Annotated in this window: 13 protein-coding genes; 12 read left to right on the top strand and 1 reads right to left on the bottom strand. The window is 73.5% G+C overall.

Annotated features, from left to right (window positions below; translation table 11 throughout):
* Window positions 1-57: 57 nt before the first annotated feature.
* The 3 genes from ACFQS1_RS17665 (at window position 58) to ACFQS1_RS17675 (ending at window position 4,276) form a co-directional block, all read left to right on the top strand.
* Window positions 58-2,598 carry a PEP/pyruvate-binding domain-containing protein gene (locus ACFQS1_RS17665; protein WP_378969359.1) on the top strand — a complete coding sequence of 847 codons (2,541 nt, stop codon included), beginning with the start codon at window positions 58-60 and terminating at the stop codon, window positions 2,596-2,598.
* A 13-nt stretch (window positions 2,599-2,611) separates the two neighbouring features.
* Window positions 2,612-3,181 carry a TetR/AcrR family transcriptional regulator gene (locus ACFQS1_RS17670; RefSeq protein WP_378969360.1) on the top strand — a complete coding sequence of 190 codons (570 nt, stop codon included), beginning with the start codon at window positions 2,612-2,614 and terminating at the stop codon, window positions 3,179-3,181.
* Between the two features lie 78 nt (window positions 3,182-3,259).
* Window positions 3,260-4,276, top strand: a complete 1,017-nt coding sequence (locus ACFQS1_RS17675; protein ID WP_378969362.1) for a hypothetical protein — start codon at window positions 3,260-3,262, stop codon at window positions 4,274-4,276.
* A gap of 74 nt (window positions 4,277-4,350) precedes the next feature.
* Here ACFQS1_RS17675 and ACFQS1_RS17680 read toward each other — a convergent pair whose 3' ends face one another.
* A complete protein-coding gene (locus tag ACFQS1_RS17680; protein ID WP_378969363.1) occupies window positions 4,351-4,863 on the bottom strand; it encodes a CGNR zinc finger domain-containing protein in 513 nt (170 codons plus the stop codon).
* Between the two features lie 84 nt (window positions 4,864-4,947).
* Here ACFQS1_RS17680 and ACFQS1_RS17685 point away from each other — a divergent pair, with 84 nt between their 5' ends.
* From ACFQS1_RS17685 to ACFQS1_RS17725, 9 genes are all read left to right on the top strand, one after another.
* Window positions 4,948-5,814: an alpha/beta fold hydrolase gene (locus ACFQS1_RS17685; protein ID WP_378969366.1), complete on the top strand. Its 867-nt coding sequence runs from the start codon at window positions 4,948-4,950 to the stop codon at window positions 5,812-5,814.
* A gap of 45 nt (window positions 5,815-5,859) precedes the next feature.
* Complete coding sequence (locus ACFQS1_RS17690) at window positions 5,860-6,060, top strand: hypothetical protein (protein ID WP_378969369.1); 201 nt, start codon at window positions 5,860-5,862, stop codon at window positions 6,058-6,060.
* Window positions 6,061-6,252: 192 nt separating this feature from the next.
* Window positions 6,253-6,738, top strand: coding sequence for a DinB family protein (locus ACFQS1_RS17695; RefSeq protein ID WP_378969371.1), 486 nt, complete (start codon window positions 6,253-6,255; stop codon window positions 6,736-6,738).
* Between the two features lie 135 nt (window positions 6,739-6,873).
* Complete coding sequence (locus ACFQS1_RS17700; RefSeq protein ID WP_378969373.1) at window positions 6,874-8,058, top strand: epoxide hydrolase family protein; 1,185 nt, start codon at window positions 6,874-6,876, stop codon at window positions 8,056-8,058.
* 67 nt (window positions 8,059-8,125) lie between these two features.
* Window positions 8,126-9,784 (top strand): ABC transporter transmembrane domain-containing protein, encoded by a 1,659-nt coding sequence (locus tag ACFQS1_RS17705; protein WP_378969375.1) that lies wholly within the window; start codon window positions 8,126-8,128, stop codon window positions 9,782-9,784.
* Window positions 9,781-11,505 (top strand): ABC transporter ATP-binding protein, encoded by a 1,725-nt coding sequence (locus ACFQS1_RS17710; RefSeq protein ID WP_378969377.1) that lies wholly within the window; start codon window positions 9,781-9,783, stop codon window positions 11,503-11,505. Before ACFQS1_RS17705 ends, ACFQS1_RS17710 begins: the two co-directional genes overlap by 4 nt.
* Before the next feature lie 56 nt (window positions 11,506-11,561).
* Window positions 11,562-13,214 (top strand): DEAD/DEAH box helicase, encoded by a 1,653-nt coding sequence (locus ACFQS1_RS17715; RefSeq protein ID WP_378969379.1) that lies wholly within the window; start codon window positions 11,562-11,564, stop codon window positions 13,212-13,214.
* Window positions 13,215-13,249: 35 nt separating this feature from the next.
* On the top strand, window positions 13,250-15,238 hold the full coding sequence (ligA, locus tag ACFQS1_RS17720; RefSeq protein ID WP_378969382.1) for an NAD-dependent DNA ligase LigA: 1,989 nt from the start codon (window positions 13,250-13,252) through the stop codon (window positions 15,236-15,238).
* An 80-nt stretch (window positions 15,239-15,318) separates the two neighbouring features.
* The gene (locus ACFQS1_RS17725; protein WP_378969383.1) at window positions 15,319-15,981 is read left to right on the top strand and encodes a DUF6197 family protein; all 663 of its coding nucleotides are present in this window, start codon (window positions 15,319-15,321) and stop codon (window positions 15,979-15,981) included.
* Window positions 15,982-16,029: the final 48 nt, after the last annotated feature.

The raw sequence follows: 16,029 nt of genomic DNA on the forward strand, positions 1-16,029 counted from the left end.
GCATTGCGAAGAGCGTAGGCTCCTTTGCAATGCAACTGCATTGCAAAGGAGCGCGTCATGGTGGTGCTTCCCTTGGCCGAGGCCTTGCCGCCCGCCCTCGCGGGCGGCAAGGCGGCCGGTCTCGCCGAGCTGATCCGGCTGGGTGAGCGGGTTCCGCCGGGTTTCTGCGTCACCACCGACGCGTACGCGGGTGGTGAGCTGCCGCGGGTCGAGATCCTTGCGGCGTACGAGGAGATGGGCGGCGGCCCGGTGGCGGTGCGGTCCAGCGCGACCGCCGAGGATATGCCGGCCGCGAGTTTCGCGGGGCAGCACGACACTTTCCTGGGTGTGACCGGCGGCGAGGCGGTGGTCGCGGCGATCGGGAAATGCTGGGAGTCGCTGCACTCCGAGCGCGCCGTGGCGTACCGGAAGGCCCGCGACATCGACCCGGCGACCGTGCGGATGGCGGTCGTGGTGCAGCGGATGGTCGATGCAGCCGTGGCCGGGGTGTTGTTCACGGCGAACCCGGTGACCGGCCGGCGCACCGAGATGGTCGTCGACGCGGCGGCCGGGCCGGGGACCATCGTGGTGGATGGCGCTTTCCCGGTGGATCACTATCGGCTCGACGGCTCCTCGCCGCCGGAGCGCGGCTGCCTGAGCCGCGACCGGCTGGCCGAGCTGCGCGCCGTGGGGGAGCGGCTGCAACGGCGGCTCGGCGTGCCGCAGGACGTCGAGTGGGCGATCGACCGCGACGGCGTGCTGTGGCTGTTGCAGTCGCGGCCGATCACCACGCTGTTCCCGCTGCCGCCGCCGGTCGACGGGCCGCAGCCCCGCATCTACGTCGAGTTCGGGCACGTGCAGGGCATGCTGCGGCCGGTCACGCCGATGGGGATGTCGAGTCTCAAGCAGACGGTGCAGGCGATGGCCGCCTCGGTCGGCCTGCGGGTGCAGATCACCGACATCGGTGGCCGGCTCTACGGCGACCTGAGCGACCTGGCCCGGCATCCGATCGCCCGCAAGCGACTGGTCAAGTTGATGGCGGTGGACTTCGGGCCGCGGGCGCAGGCGGTGATGGAGCACGTGCTGGCCGATCCGCGCTTCGCCCCGCGCGGCGGACGCTCGCGCCCGGAGGCGGCGCACGAGAGCGACCCGGGCCGCCCGGAAGCGGCGCACGAGAGCGACCCGGGCCGCCCGGAAACGGCGGACGAGAACGAGCCCGGCCGCCCGAAGGTCGCGCGGGCGAACGATCCAGGCCGCCGGAAAAGCCGGAAAGCCACGCCGGTGCGGACGGCCGCGCGAGCGGTCAGCGGGGTTGTCCGTGCGCTGGCCCGTCCGGAGGCGGCCCGCGCGCGGGTGACCGAGGCGGTGGAACGGATCCGGCTGGCGTCGGCCCCTCGCGACGACCTGCGCACGGCCGCCGACCGTCTGCGATACGTGCGGGAGGACGGCCCGGCCGGCCGCGCCGACGACCTGACCTGGCCCATCGTCGCCGGGATGCTCGCCGCCGCGCTGCCCGCCCAGCTCCTCGGCGACGTCGCCCGGCCCGGCGAGATCCACACCGTGCTGGGCGGGATGCCGCACAACGTCACCATCGAGATGGACCTCGCGCTCTGGGACCTCGCCGATCGGGCCGGCGAGCATCGCGACCTGCTGCTCGGCACGCCGCCGGCCGAGCTGGCGGCCCGATATCTGCGCGGCGACCTGCCGGACCTCGGGCTGGCGGCGTTCCTCGAGGCGTACGGGCATCGCGGCGTCGCCGAGGCCGACCTCGGCGTGCCCCGCTGGGCGGAGGATCCGGCGCCGGTCCTCGCCGCGATCGCCAACTACCTGCGCCTGACCGACCCCGAGCAGGCGCCCGGGCGGCGATTCGACCGGGCCGCCGCGACGGCCGAGGCCACGCTCGTGGAGCTCACCGCGCGTGCCCGTCGGCGCCGGCCGGTGCGTGGCCGGATAGCCGGCTTCCTGTTGCGCCGGGCCCGATCGCTGGCCGGCCTGCGGGAGGCCGGCAAGTTCGCCGGTCTCTACCGGCTGCAGGCCCAGCGCCGCGAGCTGATGCTTCTCGGCGCCGACCTGGCCGAGGCGGGGGTGCTGGCCGAGGCGGGCGACATCATGTTCCTCACCCTCGACGAGGTGGCGGCCGCGGTGCGGGAGGGCGCCGACCGGCGGGACACCGTGGCCGCGCGCCGGGCGGAGTACCGGCGGGAGTCGCGCCGCCGGACCGTGCCGGTCGGGCTGCTGTCCGACGGCACGGACGTCGAGGCGGTCCTGTCCGCCGCCGGGCCCGCGGATGCCGGTGTCCGGGGTGTGCTGCGGGGGATCGGCGCCTCCGGCGGGCGGGTGACCGGCCCCGCCCGGGTGGTCCGCGACCCGGCCACCGCCGTCGTCGAGCCGGGCGACATCCTGGTCGTGGCGACCACCGACCCGGGCTGGACCCCGCTGTTCCTCACCGCCGCGGGCCTGGTCACCGAGACCGGCGCGGTGATGGCGCACGGGCCGACGGTGGCCCGCGAGTACGGCATCCCCGCCGTGATCAGCGTCCCCGGCGCGACCGAGCGGATCGCCACCGGGCAGCCGATCACCGTGGACGGCGCGGCGGGGACGGTCACGGTCGCGTCGTGACACCATCCGTGCCATGCCGAAAAAGGTGGATCACCAGGCGCGGCGGACCCTGATCGCGGACGCGCTGATGCGGGTCGCGGCCGAGCAGGGCCTCGAGGCCGTGAGCCTGCGTCACGTGGCCGCCGCGGCCGGGGTCTCGGCGGGCATGGTGCAGCACTACTTCCGCACCAAGGACGAGATGATGGCGTTCGCCCTGGCCGTCGTGCGCGACCGCAATCAGGTACGGGTCACCGAGGCGATCGGCCGCCTCGGCGACGATCCGCCGGCCCGGCTGCTGCTGCGTACGATGATCGCCGCTCTTCTTCCCCTCGACGAACAGAGCCGCGCCGACGGCCGGGTCGCGCTGGCGTTCCTCGCCTACACCGCGGTGCGCCCGGCTGCGGCCGGCGAGCTGCGCGACGACACCGCCCAGATGGTCGGCTTCCTCGCCGGGCTCCTCCCCGGCCCGGACCGCGCGGCGGACGCGGCCGGCCTGCTCGCCCTGATGGAGGGCTTGGGCGTGTACCTGCTCGGGGGCCAGTACACGGCGGAGCAGGCCCTGGCCGCCCTGGACGCCCAGCTGGACCTGCTCTTCGCCGGTTAGCTCCCGCACGGCCGGCAGTCGTTGATCCGACTCGTCGTGGGTCATCGGCGATCCACCGCCGTCTTTACGCTCATCATCATGAATAAAAGCAGGAGCGCGGGGGCGCTTTTCTTGGCGGCACTGCTGTCCATCTTTCTGGTCCCGGCCCAGCCGGCCCGGGCGGCATCGGCGGGCGACCTGGAACTGGTCGCCGGGTGCTACTACACCAATCCCGAGCACACGATGCGATACGAGAGCAACGGGCGGTGGACGCCCTTCACGGACGTCACCGTCAACTGGCCGGGCCCGTCGCTGACCACGAAGGGAGCCGCGGTCGCCCGGGTCGGGTTCAGCTCGCACACCGTGGCGCTCGACGCCAACGGCAACATGTGGCACGCCGTGCGGCCGTCGGGCGGTCTCTGGACGCCGTTCAACGCGGTCGAGCCGTTCGCCGGGTCGCACGCGCCGTTCCAGCAGATCGCCGCCACGTCCGTCGGCGCCGACCTATGGGTGGTGGCCTCGACGACCCACGGCGCCTATCTCACCATCCGCACCGGCGCGACCGGCCTGTGGTCGCCGTTCGACTGGTTCTATTCGGTCGTGCCGGAACAGCAGATCATCGATCTCGGCGTGACATGGGTCTACAACAGCGACGTGTACCCGTTCATCACCCGCAGCGACGGCGGCTTGCGTACGGGCGCGTTGCGCGGCGGCACGCTGATCAACCAGTGGGACATCTCCGGCAACATCCGGTCGGCCAGCGCCGACAGCACCCGCGGCGGGATGATCCACCTGACCGCGGTGACGAGGTCCGACCAGGTGGTCCACCAGGCGCTGCCGCGCCTCGGGCAGTGGACCGGCTGGCGCGACGTGGAGGCGACGATGGGCTTCCACCGTCCCGCCAACACCACCATCTGGGAGGTCGCCACGGGCGTCGACAGCCTGGACCGCGCGTTCGTGACGGCCCGCGCGTACGGCCCCGGCGGCGACGTCATCTGGAACGGCATGCGGCGCGCCGACGGTTACTGGACCCAGTTCGCCGAGCCCAAGAACTTCGGCGCCGGCCAGGTCTGCCGGGGCAACGACGTGATCAGCGTTTCCAGCACCGCCCACTGACCCGTCCTCCCCGCCCGCCGGTTCGGCGATCCGGCTTCACGGGCATCGCCGACCGGCCGGGCGGGCGCGGCAGCTCAGGACGGGGCACCCTCGTCCGAGCGGGCGCGCTGGTAGTGGCGGCGGGCCTTCAGCTTGTTCCCGCACGTGGCCATGGAGCACCAACGGGCGCTGTTCGACTTGCTGCGATCGATCAGGAACAGGGCGCACTCCTCGTTGGCGCAGGGTCGCAGGCGGCCCGGGCGGTGGCGCCGCAGGTCGTCCCACGCGATCACGGCGTCGACGAGCACGGCGCGGGCGCCGTGCCGGTCGACGGTCCACTCCAGACCGTCGCGGGTGATCGACGGGCGGGACACGACGCCCTCCAGCAAGGGGGACAGCGCCCGTGGCGGGAGGTCGCCGCGGACCACGGCCTGGAGCAGGTCGCGCCCCTCGCGCAGCACCGCGGCGTCCTCGGCCCGCGCCGGGATCCGGTGCGCGCGGAGCCAGCGCCGGGCGGACTCCTCGTCGGCCAGCTCGTCGGTCGGCGTGCCGGCGATCACCGGAGTGCTGTTCAGCAACGCCAGCAGGGTGTTCTCGTCGGCCGTCATGTCTAACCTCCAAAGCTCGCTTGACAGGTTACATCAGCGCGTGGCAGGGTCCTAACCATCAAAATCGAGCAAGGAGGTTAGGTCATGACGCAGGTGCATTTCCGGTACGCGACGGTCGAAGGCCGGCGGCTCTTCTACCGGGAGGCGGGGGACCCCGGGCGGCCGGCGATCGTCCTGCTGCACGGGTTTCCGACCAGCTCGTTCATGTTTCGTGAGCTGATTCCGCGGCTCGCCGGCGACTATCACGTGATCGCGCCCGACCTCCTCGGGTTCGGGCTGTCGGATGCGCCGGCCGCAGACGAGTTCGCCTACACGTTCGACGCGCTCGCCGGCCTCACGGCCGGGCTGCTGGAGCAGCTAGGGGTCCGGCGATACGCGATGTATGTGCAGGATTACGGCGCTCCGGTGGGGTGGCGGCTCGCGCTGCGCGACCCGGGAGCGGTCGCGGCGATCGTCACGCAGAACGGCAACGGGTACGAGGCGGGATTCGTGCCGGCCTTCTGGGCGGGCGTGTGGGCGTACCACAAGGACCGCAACCCGGAGACCGAGAACGCGATGCGGCAGGCGCTGACCCGCGAGGCCATCCGCTGGCAGTACCTGACGGGCGTGCCCGACGAGACGCTGGTCGACCCGACCGCTTGGGAGCACGACTTCGCGCTGGTCTCGCGGCCCGGCAACGACGCCGTGCAACTCGACCTGTTCAGCGACTACGCGACCAACCCGCCGCTCTACCCGCGGCTGCACGAATATTTCCGCGAAACGCGGGTGCCGCTGCTCGCGGTCTGGGGCAAGGGCGACGAGATCTTCGGGCCGGACGGCGCCCGGGCGTTCGCCACCGACCTGCCCGACGCCGAGATCCACCTGCTCGACGGCGGTCACTTCCTGCTCGAGTCGGCCGTCGACGAGGTTGCCACGCTGATGCGAAAGTTTCTCGCAAAACACTCTTGGTGAACGGGTCCGCGCGGGTTTGGATATCCGCGCGGAGGTCGATGACTGATGGTCGCGCGCGCGTTGGTCGTACCCCTGCTTGCCGCCCTTGTCGCGCCGCCGAGCGCGACCGCCACCAGCGCGGCCATGTCGAGTCTGCTGTGTGCGGCCGCCGCGGCCCCGCGGAACGCCGGCCGGACGGTGTGGTTCGACCGCGGCGACAACCGGCCGGCCGGCAACCCGGGCGGCGACTTCCCCACCGGGAGATAGAAGGGCCAGTGCGCGGCCGGGAGCACGTGGCGGGCGTCGCCTGCACGGGCCGCATCGGCAGATCCCGTACGCCGGACGCGCTTTATTGCCGTTGAGCCCCGTCCCCGCAAGCTGTGCGGATGGAAGTGTCCGTCGCGGCCGCCGGCGTAGACCGCGACCGTCGGCATGGCGGCGATGGACGAGGATACGTCGATGAGCGACATCGTGATCGAGAGCATCGCCAGGCCGGAGCGAAAGGTCACCGGATCGTGGCTCGAGGTGATCGCCTCGAACCTGGACTACCACCGGGCGACCTTCTTGTGGAAATGCGCCGGCCTGACTGCGGAGCAGTTGCGGCAACGGTCCGCGCCACCGTCGGAGTTGAGCCTGCTGTGGCTCATGCGCCATCTCCGCGGGGTCGAGCGGTACTGGTTCCAGCGGCGGCTGGCCGGAACGACGCCGCCCGCGACGGATCCCGCGTCGGCCGCGGAGATCTACGCGGATTACCTGGCGGCCTGCGCGGAGTCGCGCGAGGTGTTCGCGAAGGTCACCGGCGACCTTTCCCGCACGGTGCCGAGCCCGGAGTTCGGCGACGCGGAGGTGCGGTTCGTCCTGACGCACCTGATCGAGGAGTACGCGCGCCACGTGGGCCACGCCGACCTCCTCCGCGAGGCCATCGACGGCGCGACCGGCGAATGACCCGCCGGCCGGCCGCTCGTCCCCCGGGCCAGTGCCTCCTGGCCGGGGACGACCAGGGTGTTTCACGGGCGCGAGCGGCAACCGGCGCGACGAGGCTGGGGGTGTCCCGGAAGCCCGAGAAAGGCAGGGTGTGACATGAGCGAGATCCGACCGTTCACCGTGGAGATCCCCAAGGACGCGCTCGACGACCTGCGGCGCCGGCTGGCGGCGACGCGCTGGCCGAGCCGGGAGATTGTCGGCGACCGCTCGCAGGGTGTGCAGCTGGCCGCGTTGCAGGCGCTCCGCGAGTATTGGGCGACGGAGTACGACGGGCAGCGGGTCGCGGCGCGGCTGAACGCGCTGCCCCAGTTCACCACCGAGATCGACGGCGTGGACGTCCACTTCGTGCATGTCCGGTCCCGGCACGAGGACGCGCTGCCGCTGATCATGACGCACGGCTGGCCGGGCTCGGTCATCGAGATGCTCGACTCGGTCGGCCCGCTCACCGATCCCACCGCCCACGGCGGCGCCGCCACCGACGCGTTCCACCTCGTGCTGCCGTCGCTGCCCGGCTACGGCTTCTCGGGGGAGCCGGCCGAGACCGGGTGGGACCTGCTGCGGACCGCGCGGGCCTGGGCCGAGCTGATGAGCCGGCTGGGCTACGACCGCTACGTGGCCCAGGGCGGCGACGTCGGCGCCGGCGTCACCGACGCGATCGGGCGGCTGGGCCCCGACGGCCTGGCCGGCATCCACACCAACCTGCTCGTGCCGGCGCTCAACGACCCGGCGGCGCTGCCCAGCGACGGCGACGCGGAACGCGCCGCGCTCGCCGCGATCAAGACCTTCCAGACGAGCGGGAACGGATACTTCGTGGAGATGGCCACGCGGCCGCAGACGATCGGGTACGCGTTGCAGGACTCGCCGGTCGCGCTGGCCGCCTGGATGATCGACCACGACACCGACGCGTACTACAAGATCGCCCGCGCGTTCGCCGACGGCCGGCCGTCGGGCAACCTCACCCGCGACCACGTCCTCGACAACATCACCGCCTACTGGCTGACCGGCACCGCCACGTCCGCCGCCCGGTCGTACTGGGAGGCGTACGGTCCCGACTCGCCCACCGCCGGCGCCGCGCCGCTCCCGGATCCCCGGGTGCCGGTGGGCTTCAGCTCGTTCCCCGGTGAGATCTGGCGGACGCCGCGCAGCTGGGCCGAGCAGGCGTATCCGACGCTGACCTACTTCGGCGAGGCCGAGCGGGGTGGCCATTTCGCCGCCTGGGAGGAGCCGGAGCTGTTCGCGGCGGAGGTCCGGGCCGCCTTCCGCCCGCTGCGCGCGGCGTAGACCCATTGGCGGCCGGCGGAAAACCAGTGCCGGTCCGCCCGGGCGATTTGGCAGGATCGCCGGAGTGATGACACGGGGACCCGTTCGATTTCTGTGGTGGCTGGCGACGGAGTACCGGGGACGCGTCGCGCTCGGCGCGATGTTCGGGTCGCTCTGGTTCCTGAGCCTGGCGTTCACCCCCTGGCTGATGGCGCAGGCCATCGACCACGGCCTGCACCCGCACAACGTCGGGGCGCTGGTCCTCTGGTGCGTCGCGGTGCTGGTCACGGGCGTGGCGAGCGCGGGTCTCGGGATCATGCGGCACCGCAGCATGACGAAGCTGCGGCTGGCCGCGGCGCTGCGCACGGCCGACCTGGTGATGACGCAGGCGACCCGGCTCGGCGCGGCGCTGCCCCGGCGGGTCACGGCCGGCGAGGTGGTCACGATCGGCATCTCCGACGTGTGGACGATCGGCCGGGCCATGAACGTCGGGGGTGTCGGGGTGGCCTCGCTCGTCGCCTGCACCACCATCGCGATCCTGCTCGACCGCACGTCGCCCAAGCTCGCCCTGGTGGTCCTGGTCGGCGTGCCGGTGCTCGCGCTCACCGTCGCGCCGCTGCTGCGCCGCACCCAGCGGGCCGGGTCGCGCTACCGCGAGCATCAGGGCCTGCTCAACGCCCGTCTGGTGGACGTCCTCGGCGGACTTCGCATCCTCAACGGGCTCGGCGGGAAAGAGATTCACCAGCACCGGTACGAGCGGCAGTCGGCGGCCCTGCGCGACCTGGGCTACCGGGTCGGCGGCCCGTCCAGCTGGATCGGCGCCCTGGGCGAGGGGCTGCCGGTGGTGTTCCTCGCCGTCGTGGTCTGGATGGCGGCCCGCCTCGCCGCGACGGGCGAGATCACCGTGGGTCAGCTGATCGCCGTGTACGGGTACACCGCGATGCTGGTCATCCCGGTGAACGTGCTGATCTTCTGCGGCTTCGACACCGTGCACGGCCTGGTCGCCGCGCGGCGGGTGACCACCTTCCTGCGGCTGCCCGGCGACGACCTGGCCGGCGCGCCGCCCGGAGCGCCGGCCGCTCTCGCCGACCCGGAGTCGGGCGTCGTCGCGGAACCGGGACAGTTCACCGCGCTGGCCGGCCACAGCCCGCAGGACGCCGCCGCGATCGTCGACCGGCTGGGCCGCTACGGGCCGACCCGGGCGACCTGGGGCGGCCGGCCGCTGGCGGAGTTCGCCCTCCCCGGCGTGCGGGAGCGGATCCTGGTCGCCGACCAGGACGCCGACCTGTTCGCCGGCACGCTGCGCGAGGTGGTCGCCGGCCGCGACGAGCCCGGCGACGACCGGGTACGCGCGGCGATCGACACCGCCGTGGCCCAGGACGTCGCCACCGACCTCGGCCGTGAGATCGAGTGGCGCGGCCGCAACCTCTCCGGCGGCCAGCGCCAGCGCGTCCGCCTCGCCCGGGCCGTGCACGCCGACCCCGAGATGCTGCTGACCGTCGAGCCGACCTCGGCGGTCGACGCGCACACCGAGTCGGCCATCGCCGAGCGGCTCGTCGCGGCCCGCGCCGGACGCGGCACGGTGGTGGCGACCACCTCCCCGGTGCTGCTCGACCGCGCCGACGTCGTGCACTACCTGGTGGACGGCCGGGTCGCCGCCACCGGCACGCACCGCTCGCTGCTGGCCGGCGAGCCGGGCTATCGCGACCTGGTCACCCGGGTGTTCGGCGAGGAGGAGGCAGCGTGAGCGCCGCGCTGCCCATCGCCGGCCAGCGGGCGGTCGGGCGGGCCGCGCTGCGCCTGCTCGCCGCGGACCGCCCGGCCGTCGCCGCCATGGTGGCGCTGAACGCCCTGGCCGCCGTCGCCGCGCTCGGCGGGCCGTTCCTGCTCGGCCGGGTCATCGACGCGGTCACCTCCGGCGGCGGCGTGCACGACGTCGACCGGCTCGCGCTCGGCGTGCTCGGCTGTGCGATCGCCCAGATGCTGCTGTCGCGGTACGCGCTGGCGATCGCCTACCGCTACGGCGAGCGCACCGCGGCCCGCATCCGCGAGGGCTACCTGCGCCGCGCGCTCGGGCTGCCGGCGAGCGTGATCGAGCGGGTGCCGGCCGGCGACCTGGCCGCCCGCGGGACCACCGACATCGACGCCGTCGCCACCACGCTGCGCGACATCCTGCCGAACATCCTCGTCGGCCTGGTGCAGATGATCTTCATCATCGCCGCGGTGCTGCTGGTCAACCCGCTGCTCGGCGGGGTCGGCGTGCTGGGCCTGTCCGGCATCTGGTTCGTCACGCGCTGGTACCTGAAGCGGGCCCGCGACGCGTACCTGGCCGAGGGCGCGGCGAACTCCCGCCTCGCCGACGAGCTGGCCGCCACCACCGAGGGCGCCCGCACCGTCGAGGCGTTCGGGCTGCGGCAGCGGCGGCTCGACGCCGGTCACGCCGCGATCGCCGAGACCAAGCGCACCCGGCTGGCTACTCTGGCGTTGCGCAGCGTCTTCTTCCCGCTGGTGGAGACCTCGTACGCGGTGCCGGCCGTCCTCGTGCTGCTGCTGGGCGGGCTGCTCTACCTCGACGGACAGGTCACCCTCGGCACGGTCGGGGCGGCGGTGCTCTACCTTCGTCAGCTCGTCGGGCCGCTGGACACCCTGCTCATCTGGATCGAGAACCTGCAGAGCAGCAGTGCCTCCTTCGCCCGGGTCGAGGGCCTGGGCGCCATTCCCCTTCCGCCGCCCGCCGCGACGGAGGCGCCCCGCGACGACCGGATCGAGATCAAGGGCGTGCGTTACGCGTACGAGAAAGGCCGTGACGTCCTGCACGACGTGACCTTGACCGTTCGTCCCGGCGAGCGCCTCGCGATCGTCGGTCTCTCCGGCGCGGGCAAGTCCACCCTGGGCCGCCTGATCGCGGGCGTCGACCGGCCGGCGGCGGGAAGCGTGACCGTGGGCGGCGTGCCGATCGCCGACCTGCCGCCGGACGAGCTGCGCCGCCAGGTCGTGCTGGTCACCCAGGAGCACCACGTCTTCCGCGAGACGCTGCGGGACAACCTGATGGTGCACGCGCCGGACGACGAGCTGCGCCGGGCGCTCGCCACAGTCGGCGCGGACTGGGCCGACGACCTCGACCGCGACCTGGGCGAGCACCCGCTCGACGGCGCGCAGGCCCAGCAGCTCGCGCTGGCCCGGGTGGTGCTGGCCGACCCGCACACGGTGATCCTCGACGAGGCGACGGCGCTGCTCGACCCGACCGCGGCCCGCACGGCCGAGCGGGCCCTGGCGGCGGTGCTGCACGAGCGGACGGTCATCGCGATCGCGCACCGCCTGATGACGGCGCACGACGCGGACGAGGTCGCGGTGATGCGCGACGGGCGGATCACCGAGCTGGGCAGTCATGACGAGCTGGTCGCGGCGGACGGGGAGTACGCGGCGCTCTGGCGGTCGTGGCACGGCTCCGACCTCAACGTCGCGTAGCCGGTCTCGCCGCCGCCGTGCCGCCCGGCCGGGCGGGCCTCTCTAAGGTTGTGGTCATGGAAGATGATCCGTTGGCGTCCGAGGCGGGCTTCGCCGGGCTGGGACTGCGGGACGAGCTGCTCCGCTCGCTGACCAACCTCGGTTACGAGGAACCGACGCCGATCCAGCGGGAGGCGATTCCGCCGCTGGTGGCCGGGCACGACCTGGTCGGCCAGGCGGCGACCGGCACCGGCAAGACGGCCGCGTTCGCGCTGCCGGTGCTGCAGCGGCTGACCGCCGGCCGGGCGGACGCGGGCCCGGCGGCGCTGGTTCTCGTGCCGACCCGCGAACTGGCCGAGCAGGTGTCGCAGGCGGTCCACCGCTACGGCCGCGAGCTGGACGTCCGCGTGTTGCCGGTCTACGGCGGGCAGCCGATCGGCCGGCAGCTGCAGGCGTTGCGGCGCGGCGTGGACGTCGTGGTCGGTACGCCGGGCCGGGTGCTCGACCACATCGAGCGGGAGACGCTGCGGCTCGGCGACGTGCGCACCGTCGTGCTCGACGAAGCCGACGAGATGCTGGACATGGGCTTCGCCGAGGACATTGAGGCGATCCTGGCCGAGACGCCCGCCGACCGGCAGACCGTGCTGTTCTCCGCGACGATGCCGCCCCGGATCGACAGCATCGCCCGCCGCCACCTGCGCGACCCGGTCCGGATCACCATGGGCCGCAAGGCCGTCGCGCCGGACGAGCTGCCGCTGGTGCGGCAGAGCGCGTACATGGTCGCCCGGGCGCACCGGACGGCCGCGCTCGGCCGGATCCTCGACGTCGAGGCGCCGTCGGCGGCGATCGTCTTCTGCCGCACCCGGGAGGAGGTCGACCAGGTCACCGAGGCCCTCAACGGGCGCGGATACCGGGCCGAGGCCCTGCACGGCGGGATGAGCCAGGACCAGCGCGACCGGGTCATGGGCCGGCTGCGCGGCGGCACCACCGAGTTGCTGGTGGCCACCGACGTGGCGGCCCGCGGCCTCGACGTGGAGCAGCTGACCCACGTGATCAACTTCAACGTGCCCGCGGCGCCCGAGGCGTACGTGCACCGCATCGGCCGGGTCGGGCGGGCCGGGCGGGAGGGCTGCGCCATCACCCTCGCCGAGCCGCGGGAACAGCGGATGCTCAAGGCCATCGAGCGGCTCACCGGCCAGCGGATCACGCTGGAGAAGCTGCCGACCGTGACCGACCTGAGGGCGCGCCGGCTCGAGCTGACCCGGGCCGCGCTGCAGAACAGCCTGGAGACCGACGACCTCGAGCGGTACCGGGTCGTGCTCGACTCGCTGACCGGCGAGTTCGACGCCGAGAACGTCGCCCTGGCGGCGATCCGGCTGCTGCACGAGGCGGCCGGCGGCGACGCCGACGAGGAGGAGATCCCGTCGCCGGCGGCGGCGCCCCGGGAGCGTGCGCCCCGGCCGGCCGGCGGCGGCCGCGACCGCCCCGGTGTGACGCGGCTGTTCTTCAACATCGGCCGGCGGGCCGGCCTGCGCCCGCAGGACCTGGTGGGCGCGATCGCCGGCGAATCCGGCCTGAGCGCCCGCGAGATCGGCGCCATCCAGATCACCGACCGGTTCGCGCTGGTCGAGGTCCCGGAGTCGGCCGCGGACATGGTGATCATGGCGATGCGGCGCAGCACCATCCGGGGCCGCCGGCCGACCGTGCGCCGGGAACGCCTCGTGCGGTAGCGCGAACTGTCGTACCGGGGACGTAGGTTGTCGGCATGACCGAACCCGCCCTCACCGAAGCCGGCTTCGCCGCCGCGGTCGACCAGGCACAGGCCGCGGCGAAGTCGTATTACGACACCGGCGACGTGCTGATGACCGACGCCGATTACGACGCGTTGCTCGACCGCATCGCCGAGGCGCGCCAGGCCCATCCCGAGTGGGACGACCGCGGCCTCACCACGCGGGTCGCGGCGGGGGTGTCGGGCGGCGGCGACGTGCGCCACCCGGTGCCGATGATGTCGCTCGGCAAGGTCACCGGCGAGGACGAGGTGCGCGCCTTCGTCGGCACGCTGGGCGGCGACCCGTGCCTGGTCGAGGTCAAGCTCGACGGGCTCGCGATCCGGGTGGAGTACACCTCGGGCCGGCTCGTGCTCGCCGCGCTGCGCGGCGACGGCAGCACCGGGGAGAACGTGACGGCCCAGGTGCTGCGGGGCGTCGCCGGCCTGCCGGCCCGGCTCGCCACCGCATGGACGGGCGAGGTCCGCGGCGAGGTCTACATGACCGCCGGCGACTTCGAGACCGCCCGCGCCAACCGGGTCGCCGCCGGCGGCAAGCCGTTCATCAACTCGCGCGGCGCGGTCGCCGGCTCCATCCGCAGCGCCGACCGCACGTACGAGACGCCGATGACCTTCGCGGCGTACGACATCTCCGGCGAGTTCGGCTCGCACCGCGAGCGCATGACCCGGGCCGCGGAGCTCGGCTTCCCGGTGGCCGGGCGGCTCGCCACCGGTGAGTTCGAGGTCGCCGCCGACGCGGAGGCCGCGCTGGCCGCCATCGGGCGCATCGGCGAGCTGCGCCGCGGCCTCGAGTTCCCGCTCGACGGCGCGGTGCTGACCGCCGACCTCGAGTCGACCCGCCGGCGGCTCGGCTCCGGCAGCCGCACGCCGTACTGGGCGGCCGCCTTCAAATACCCCGCCGACACCGGCTCCACGGTGCTGCGCGACATCGAGGTGCGGGTCGGGCGCACCGGGCGCATCTCGCTGCGCGCCGTGCTCGACCCGGTCTTCGTCGACGGCACCACGATCACCTATGCGACGCTGCATAACCCCAAGTTCGTCGAGGAGCAGGGCCTCGCCATCGGCCAGACCGTCGCCGTCTGGCGAGCCGGCGACGTGATCCCGCGGGTCACCGCGCCGATCGGCGAGCAACCGCACGGCCTCACCCCGTGGACGCCGCCCGAGACCTGCCCCCAGTGCGGCGAGCCGTGGGACAAGTCCAGCCTGCTCTGGCGCTGCCACACCGCCTCGTGCAGCGCCACCAACGCGCTGGAGTACTGGTGCAGCCGCGAGGCCATGGACGTCGAGGGCGCGGGCGAGGCGCTGTGCGTCGCCCTGGTCAACGCCGGCCTCGCCAACGACGTGGCCGATCTCTACACGCTCACCGAGGAGCAGCTCGCCGAACTGCCGGTCGGCAACACCAAGGCCGGCGGCGTCGTCCTGCTCGGCAAGCTCAACGCGGCCAAGGTCGTCGCGTCGCTCGAGCACAGCAAGTCCCAGCCGTTCAACCGCGTGATCACCGGCCTCGGCATCCGCATGACCGGCCGCAGCGTCGGCCGCTGGCTGGCCGCCCGCTTCAAGACCATGGCGGCGCTGCGCGCCGCCACCGTCGAGGAGATCGCCGAGATCGACAAGATGGGCCTGATCAAGGCCCAGCACGTGGTCGACGGCCTGGCCGCCATGTCCGGCGTCATCGACCGCCTGGCCGCCGCCGGCGTCACCATGAGCGTCCCCGAGACCGCCGGCGACAAGCCCCTGGACGGCAAGACCTACGTGGTCAGCGGCACCGTCCCGGGCTACACGCGCACCACGGTCAGCGAGCGCATCGAGCAGCTGGGCGGCCGGGCCAGCGGCAACGTCTCGGCCACCACCACGGCCCTCGTCACGTCCGAGACCACCACCGCCAAGGCGACGAAGGCCGCCAAGCTCGGCATCCCGATCATCGACCCGGCCGAGTTCGCCCGGATGCTCGCCGGCGACGGGGCATAGCCGATCATGCGACTCATCTTCCCGGGCGGGGGCTCGCGCGCGACAATCGACGGTGCCCGTCACTCGACCGGGAGGTGCACGTGTCCATCTCCGTCACCGCGTCACGCTCCGCCGGGCTGATCGCCCGTTTCGCTTCCGCGCTGAAGGCCGTGCCGAGAGCCGTGTGGGCGGCAGCCGTGCCGGGCGGCGCGTCGAGGGTCTCGCTGGAGGACGCGCCGGGTGGCGTGTCCCGTGCCGAGCCCTCGCCGGGCCGCGCGTCGCGGGCTGAGCCCTCGCCGGGCGGGCAGTTCCGGCGTCGGCATGAGGACGCGCTGGCCGTGCTGAGCGCAACCCGCGGCGTGATCGCGCGGGGCTGGGTGCAGAACACCTGGTATGTCGTCGAGACACCGGCCGGCCCCCGCTCGATCCGGCAGCGGTTCCTGCCGGGCCGCTTCGACCGCCGCCGGGTGGTCGGGGCGTGCCTGATCGGCGCGGTGGTGCACGGCGCGTGGCAGCTGAGCCCGCGGCCCGAGTACGCGTATCCGGCCATCGACGCCCTCTGGCACACGCTCTTCGACGCCGACGCCACCTGGGACGCCGACCCGGTCGGGCCGATGACGCCGCCGCTGGTGCGCGCGGCCCGGGTCCGCGACCTCACCACCTGGAACGACCGGGGCCACCGGGCCAAGGACGAGGTCCTGCGGCTGCTGGATCTCACGACGGCCCGGGTGTCGGCCCGGCGGGACGCGGCCGTCGGCGCGTGAGCCCGCCGCCGGGGCCGTTTCACGGTTGCCCGGCGGCAGGTCATCTTC

Origin of the sequence: Paractinoplanes rhizophilus (genome assembly GCF_042664765.1) — a bacterium.
In the GTDB taxonomy this organism is placed as follows: Bacteria; Actinomycetota; Actinomycetes; order Mycobacteriales; family Micromonosporaceae; genus Actinoplanes; species Actinoplanes rhizophilus.

Coding starts and splice junctions, on each gene's coding strand:
- ACFQS1_RS17685 (WP_378969366.1), top strand. CDS start 4,948: ATGACGCAGGTGCATTTCCGGTACGCGACGGTCGAAGGCCGGCGGCTC.
- ACFQS1_RS17715 (WP_378969379.1), top strand. CDS start 11,562: ATGGAAGATGATCCGTTGGCGTCCGAGGCGGGCTTCGCCGGGCTGGGA.
- ACFQS1_RS17705 (WP_378969375.1), top strand. CDS start 8,126: ATGACACGGGGACCCGTTCGATTTCTGTGGTGGCTGGCGACGGAGTAC.
- ACFQS1_RS17675 (WP_378969362.1), top strand. CDS start 3,260: ATGAATAAAAGCAGGAGCGCGGGGGCGCTTTTCTTGGCGGCACTGCTG.
- ACFQS1_RS17680 (WP_378969363.1), bottom strand. CDS start 4,863: ATGACGGCCGACGAGAACACCCTGCTGGCGTTGCTGAACAGCACTCCG.
- ACFQS1_RS17670 (WP_378969360.1), top strand. CDS start 2,612: ATGCCGAAAAAGGTGGATCACCAGGCGCGGCGGACCCTGATCGCGGAC.
- ACFQS1_RS17690 (WP_378969369.1), top strand. CDS start 5,860: ATGGTCGCGCGCGCGTTGGTCGTACCCCTGCTTGCCGCCCTTGTCGCG.
- ACFQS1_RS17665 (WP_378969359.1), top strand. CDS start 58: ATGGTGGTGCTTCCCTTGGCCGAGGCCTTGCCGCCCGCCCTCGCGGGC.
- ACFQS1_RS17695 (WP_378969371.1), top strand. CDS start 6,253: ATGAGCGACATCGTGATCGAGAGCATCGCCAGGCCGGAGCGAAAGGTC.
- ligA (WP_378969382.1), top strand. CDS start 13,250: ATGACCGAACCCGCCCTCACCGAAGCCGGCTTCGCCGCCGCGGTCGAC.
- ACFQS1_RS17700 (WP_378969373.1), top strand. CDS start 6,874: ATGAGCGAGATCCGACCGTTCACCGTGGAGATCCCCAAGGACGCGCTC.